Annotated in this window: 5 protein-coding genes and 1 pseudogene; 4 read left to right on the top strand and 2 right to left on the bottom strand. The window is 61.8% G+C overall.

Annotated features, from left to right (window positions below; genetic code table 11):
- Positions 1–61: 61 nt before the first annotated feature.
- Positions 62–301, top strand: a pseudogene (locus tag VNZ93_RS25010) (hypothetical protein); the annotation flags it as partial.
- 249 nt (positions 302–550) lie between these two features.
- The gene (locus VNZ93_RS24555; protein WP_325711784.1) at positions 551–1744 is read left to right on the top strand and encodes a DNA/RNA non-specific endonuclease; all 1194 of its coding nucleotides are present in this window, start codon (positions 551–553) and stop codon (positions 1742–1744) included.
- 37 nt (positions 1745–1781) lie between these two features.
- On the opposite strand, the gene VNZ93_RS24550 is transcribed toward VNZ93_RS24555, so the two are convergent.
- The gene (locus VNZ93_RS24550; RefSeq protein ID WP_325711779.1) at positions 1782–3269 is read right to left on the bottom strand and encodes a M48 family metalloprotease; all 1488 of its coding nucleotides are present in this window, start codon (positions 3267–3269) and stop codon (positions 1782–1784) included.
- Positions 3266–4000 (bottom strand): thermonuclease family protein, encoded by a 735-nt coding sequence (locus VNZ93_RS24545; RefSeq protein WP_325711777.1) that lies wholly within the window; start codon positions 3998–4000, stop codon positions 3266–3268. The genes VNZ93_RS24550 and VNZ93_RS24545 overlap by 4 nt, the downstream gene beginning before the upstream one ends.
- 139 nt (positions 4001–4139) lie before the next feature.
- Here VNZ93_RS24545 and VNZ93_RS24540 point away from each other — a divergent pair, with 139 nt between their 5' ends.
- Together VNZ93_RS24540 and VNZ93_RS24535 are read left to right on the top strand one after the other, a co-directional pair.
- A complete protein-coding gene (locus VNZ93_RS24540; RefSeq protein WP_325711774.1) occupies positions 4140–5054 on the top strand; it encodes a MarR family transcriptional regulator in 915 nt (304 codons plus the stop codon).
- A 57-nt stretch (positions 5055–5111) separates the two neighbouring features.
- The coding region (locus VNZ93_RS24535; RefSeq protein ID WP_325711771.1) for a hypothetical protein at positions 5112–5960 on the top strand (849 nt) is incomplete at its 3' end.

The following is a 5960-nucleotide window of genomic DNA, read 5'->3' as shown; positions in this document are numbered from 1 at the left end:
GGACGCCAATGGAAACGAAAGAGTCTCAACCTGGTTTTCGTTTGCGCCAGCGAGGTTCTTTATCTCGGTTGAGGCGCTCGACTATAGCGTCGTCGCGATTGACCCGGACAGCAAACAAGGACCCGAAGACCTGGCGGCGTTCGGCTGGCTGCGGTTGAATCCGCAACTGGGAAAGGCCGACTACGGACAATTCCTGTCGATCATCCAGCATCCCGGCGGCGAGAGCAAACAGGTCGCTTGCCGCGAAAACAAGCTCTATCCGTTTGAAGATGCCGACCCGTATCTGACTTACGAGAGCGATACCTTCCGCGGCTCGTCGGGATCGCCGGTATTCAACGACATGTGGGATGTTGTTGCGCTTCATCATTCCGGCAAACCGATGATGGACGCGCAGGGGCATTATATCGGCCATGACGGATTGCCGATAACCGACCGCAAGCCGCGTGAGGATGAAATCAAGTGGCAATCGAACGAGGGCGTGCGAACGAGCAAGATCATTGCCGACCTGCGCGCGCAGGTTACGGCAGGGGATATCCGACAATTGCTCGATGTGAGTTTCAATGGTGAGATCAAGCCTGCGGCAATTCCCCTGGAGAGCGAGATCCAGCCGGGCAGCGATGCAGCCTTGCCGCCTTCGCTGACAAGGATAGCGGATATCCCGCGTGTGACGGAGCAGGGTTTCGTTGCGTTGCTGCCATTGAATGTCGCGCTGCGCGTCGAGAATCTCGATCGTCCCGCGCGGCTGCCCGATTGCGTATGCACAAAATTCGCTTCGCCGGCTGTTGTCGTTCCCGCGCGCAACGCAGCCAACGAGTTTCTGCTCGAAAAGCTCGAGTTCGATGCCGATTACAGTGATCGGGCCGGCTACAACGAAAACTTTCTTGGCCGCAGTCGTCCGGCGCCGATGCCGGAGATCGCCCCGGCCGGCAGAAATCAGGTTGCTCCGAAAAAGCGCGGCACGGGCCCCGTTCTTCACTACCATCACTTCTCGGTCGTGATGCACAAGACGCGGCGTATGCCGATTTTTGCTGCGTGGAATACCGATTACAGCAAGGGCGTTCGCAAGCTCGCCGGCCGTGAAAGCTTCGGTAAGGACCGGTGGATCATCGACGAGCGCATGGACGAGAAATACCAGCTACCCAAAGGCTTCTATGACCGATGGAAGAAGCTGGATTACGGGCATCTCGTGCGCCGCGACGACAATGCCTGGGGGGCCTCCAGGAAGGAATTGATCTTCGCAAACTCCGACACCTTCCATCTCACGAACTGCACGCCGCAGCACGAGACGTTCAACAGGGACAAATGGGGTTATCACGGTGTCTGGGGGCGCCTGGAAAATCACATTGCCTCCCAGGCGCGGGATCAGGATTTCGCGCGTCTCTCGATTTTCAGCGGCCCGTTTTTTTCAGGAAAGGATTGGAGGCTTGAGGACGAGGAGGCCGGCAAAGTCTTTGTGCCGATTTCCTTCTGGAAGGTCGTCGTGGCGCCGGATCCTGCCGGGGGGATTCAGGTCTTTGGATTCGTCACAAGTCAGGAACAGGATCTGGAGGACAACCCTCCCTTCACTGAATTTTCTGCAGACGGGTTTGAGGACGAACAGCGCTCTCTTGCTGAAATCGAGAAACACTCGATCGTCCGATTCAGCAAGGACCTGAAGGCTGCGGACGTGATGCTCAGCAACCCCGGCGGAGAGTCGAGCAAGCGCCTCGTCGATGTCGAAGAAATCTGGATGGGGCGCAAATAGATCGCCGCACTCTCACCCATGCGCGTCCCGAAGGACGTCACTCGACGATCAGCTTGACCATGTCGCCTGGCGTGAGCTTGTCGTTGGGGTCCATGCCGTTCAGGACACGGAAGCGTTCAACCGGCTTGTCGGACACGGCCATGCGTTGCGCGAGGCGTTCAATCGTGTCGCGCGCCGTCACGGTCACGATCTTGAGGCGCAGCGGACGGGCCGAGCGGATCTCGGCGCTCGACATGCGGCGGAAGCTGGCAACCGCTTCACGGAACTGCCGGTCAAGTTCAGGTGACTTGTTCTTCGCGGCAAAGATGAAGCGATAGACCTCGCTGCCGAAACGGATCGCGTAGAGGCGGAAGCCCCAGGGATCACCTTTTGCCGTCGCGGTTGCACCGGGGAGGCCGTTGATCGTGACCTCCTCGATGGAGGTCTCGTCGATATTCTCGATCCAGCCGGCCTTGAGATAATCGGCCAGCTTCTGGTCGGCTGGAACGCGCACGACATCGAGTCGCAGCGCCAGTTCGCCGCCGTCCTTGACGCCGAACACCGCCTGCGGCGTGTTCTCGAGCACGAAGCCGTCCGGCGCCGTGAAAGTGAAGCCGAGCTTCGGGTGCAGGAATTTCCGTCCGCGCACGAAGCCTTCGCTGGGATCCTCGCCGTAAACCAGTCCGTCGAGATAGCGCAGATACTCGTTTCGCGCGCGGTTGTTACTGCCGCCGGCGGAATACTGGCGGGCGTTCAGCGTCGCATTGGCGATGCGTTCCGGCGTTGCCGGATGCGAGGAGATGAATTCCTGCGTGCGCGGATCGGCTTTCGAGCCCGAGCGCAATTCGGCATTGCGGCCCATAGAGGTGAGAAATCGCGTCGCGCCGTAAGCATCGAACCCTGCGCGCGAGGAAATCCCGACGCCGATACCGTCGGCCTCGAATTCCTGGCCGCGGGAGAATGTGGCAAGCGCGATCTTCGATTTGGCGAGCGCCATCGCGCTGGTCTGCGGATCGCCGAGCACGTCGCTCGCCACACGATTGACGAGCGCGGCCTGGCGGATCTGATCTTCGCGGATCGCGGCATGACGCGCGATCACATGCGCCATCTCGTGCGAGAGGACCGAGGCGACTTCGGAGGTGTCGTTGGCAAGCGCCAGCAGGCCGCGCGTGACATAGAGCTGACCCGTCGGCAACGCGAACGCGTTCACCGCCGGCGAATTCAGGATGGTGACCTTGTAGGTCAGGTCGGGCCGCTCGGATGAGGCGACCAGCTTCTCGACCGTGGTGTTGAGCTGATCCTCGAGACGAGGATTGGAATAGGCGCCGCCATAGACCGCCAGAATGCGGCGATGCTCACGCTGCGCAGGTGTAAGCGGCTCGGCGCGTTCGTTGGGCGGGTCGGGCAGCGAAATATGGCGGCCCGGCTGATAGGCGCCGCCCGAGCAGGCGCCGAGGACGAGCGCAATCGCCAGCGCCCCCGCAACCTTCAGTCGCCTCGGACGACCACCCCGCAACCGCGTTATCCCCCTGTCGCGACGGCTCATCGTGGGCCGTCCCATTCGAACTGATCCGCCGCCGTGGCTTCGATCCACGGACCGGAGCGTTCCTCGATCACACCGCGGACCCGCACGACGCGGCCCGCAAGCGAGCGCGGCGAAAGACCGGCCGATATAAAGGTTGCCTCAGCGCGCTTCGCAATCGTGACGGTGAAATCATCTGACCAGCGCCGCCCGAAATTCACGTAGACCGTGTTGCCGCTTTCACGCACGGACAGAACGCGGCCTTCCACAATCGCAAAACGGCCGACGCTCTGCAGGATCGCCGCCGGGTCGTCCGCCTGATGCAACCGATAATCCCCGGAGCCCCAGATGCCAAGCCTTGCCTTGCGCGCCGAGCGTTCCCGCTCGAGCAGGGCGTGCCGGCAGGCGGCATCGCCAATCCGGGTTCCGGCCACGGCCAGACCCCGGTCCAGCAAGACATACTGGATCGGGGTTTCCGAGCCGTTTACGGACGCGAAAGCATGAATCCGGCCGTAGCGGTCCGGCGTTCCGGTGCCTTTCAGGGCGATTGTCCGGCCGAGAAGCAGGTCCGAGAGGACCGGGCGGGCGATGTCGGCCGCTACGCCCCATTCGATGCCCGCGAGACGAATTTTGCGGCCGTCAGCCAGACTGAGGGTCCGGTGATCCTCAATGGCGGCGATGGAACCTTCGCCCAGCCTCTGGGAGCCGCAGGCATGGGCCGGGGCGGTCAATGGCGTCAAAAGCGTCAGCAGCACCGCTGCGACACTGCACGCACCCCGTCTGCCACGCGCCCCCATCATCGCGATCCATGAAAAGGCGGGATTGCGGCACGACCGTGAACTTTGTGCCGGTCGGGTGGCGAAATAATTTTCACCGCGTGGGAGCTTAGGGCGAATGCTTCTCAATCTCCACAGTTGTGCAAGTCTACTTTTGGTCGCGCGCAAAAAATTTCTGTTCAGCTGTCCGTCGTGTCAGCCGTGTTTCTACGCCGAGGGCAGGGGAGCTCCGTGGACGAGCACGACATGCGAGATCTCGCATGATACAGCACGGCGTTGGCGCGAAAGCTGCCGAGAAAATGCTGCTTTCTTGCAATCTGCAAAAGTTATAGAACAACGCGTTGCTGTGGTTGCGCGAGATCAGTCACGTTTCAACGAATCGCCGCCGCAAGAAAAAACAAAAACAACGGGTAGGATTGGTGCGGTGGCGAAAGACGATCGCAAAGTGAAAAATGGGGCTGCGAAAGTCCGGCGCATCCCACTCGACGAGCGCGTGAGCTACCGGCTCTCTCTGATCGCGAAGCGGCTCGACCAGACCCTCGCAGCGCTGCACGCCAAGAAGCTCGCGATTTCGGTCAACAACTGGAAGATCATGCAGACGATCGCTTTTTTCGGTCCACTGTCTGCCACTGCGCTTGGCTGCCGCACCAGTGTCGATCCCGACAAGATCACGCGCGCCGTCGATGCGCTGGTTCAGCGTGGCTACGTCAGCCGCAAGAACGATGAGGTGGACCGCCGGCGCGTGGTGCTAACGCTCTCCGCCAAGGGCCGGCGTGTCTACGACAGGGTCGATCAAGTGGCGGGAACGCTCGAGGCGAATGTCCTCAGCGTATTGTCGGCCGCCGAGCACAGGGCCCTGCTGTCGTCCCTGAACAAGCTGGAACTTCACTCCGGCCGGATGTCCGGTCAGCGCGACGCTGCTTACGAGCGGCGGATGCTGGATCGTGGGGGCGTCGCCACCGCACAACGGAATGCGCGGCCGTCCAAACGGACGGGCCGGACCGGGACCCGAAAGTTAGTCGGGGCCAAATAGCTACCGGAGGTTGACCACGCGCATACAACATGGTTGCGTCTGCAACGACGGCATACCATGACGCGTGACTTCATCCATTCTGAAATGCCCGGCGGCCCGGCGATGTCGCCGGTATCCCTCGATGACAGCGCCTTCGTGCGCGCTGTCGAAACCATCTACGCAACGGCACTTTCGCCAGAGAAATGGCCCGCCGCCCTGCAAGCAGTCGCGGACGTTTTCGGCGATGTCGGCGCGGTCATGACCTATCGGCGCACGGACGGCCGTTTCGGTGTGATTGTTTCCCCGACGCTCGGCCCCGGGCAGGAGGAATATAACCGCGAATGGCATCGGCACGATATCCGCGCGGTGCGCATGTTCGAGCGCGGTTTCCTGTTGTCCGGCGATGTCGCGACCGACCGCAAACTCGGGCTGATCGAGGAGCATGGCCGGCACCCTTTTTTCACCGAGTTCCTGAGCCGCTTCGGCCTGCGATGGTTTGCCGCGATCTCGATCTGCCCCGAACCAGATCTGGAGGTCGTTATCAGCCTGCAGCGCTCGTCCGCGCGGGATGATTACACCCGAGAGGAAACCGCGATACTGACCCGGATCGCCCGGCATGCGGAACAGGCGCTGCGGCTTGGCATGCGGCTGATCGAGGCGGAATCCGGAAGCGCCGGACTGCGCGAGACATTCACGCGGTTGAATATGGGGATCGTGCTGCTCGACGGTCTGGGGCGGATCGCGTTCTCGAACGATACCGCGAAACGGTTCTTGGCTGGACCGCTAGATGTGGCGGGTGAACGCCTCGCCGCCCGTGCAGCGCCCGACCGGGCGGCTTTGCAGTCCGCTATCGATTCGGCGCTCCAGAGCCGATCGGACGTTGCTGCCACGCCTCGGCCGATCCTCCTTCACACGGATCAGCAGGCG

Origin of the sequence: Pseudorhodoplanes sp., assembly GCF_035565795.1 — a bacterium.
GTDB lineage: Bacteria > Pseudomonadota > Alphaproteobacteria > Rhizobiales > Xanthobacteraceae > Pseudorhodoplanes.
Note: the sequence above shows the minus strand (reverse complement) of the source record. Positions and strands in the feature narration are given on the sequence as shown.